Origin of the sequence: Citrobacter sp. TBCS-14 (assembly GCF_005280805.1) — a bacterium.
Classification (GTDB): domain Bacteria; phylum Pseudomonadota; class Gammaproteobacteria; order Enterobacterales; family Enterobacteriaceae; genus Citrobacter; species Citrobacter gillenii.
The window spans coordinates 1-233 of sequence record NZ_SZWM01000943.1 but is presented as its reverse complement, the minus strand read 5'-3'; the positions used below and the strand labels follow the sequence as shown (position 1 = coordinate 233).

The window sequence follows — 233 nt, the reverse complement described above, 5'->3', positions numbered from 1 at the left end:
AAGGTTGCGTTGCGCTGATTTTTTTCATCATCAACAGCCAGACCTAAGAAATTCAGATTGTGGCAAATCGCAGCGCGTGCTCGGGCTGAGTTTTCACCAATTCCACCCGTAAATACCAAAGCATCCAGACCGCCCATCTGCATAATATAGCTGCCTATTGTGGCGCGAATTCGCTCTGCAAACAGCGTAAGTGCGAGTGCAGCCTGTGAGTCGCCTTCGTCTGCGGCGCGTTC

Annotated in this window: 1 pseudogene; it reads right to left on the bottom strand. The window is 51.5% G+C overall.

The annotated features are described in order from the left end of the window. Positions 1 to 233: pseudogene (locus FDX22_RS22170) on the bottom strand (acetate kinase); the annotation flags it as partial.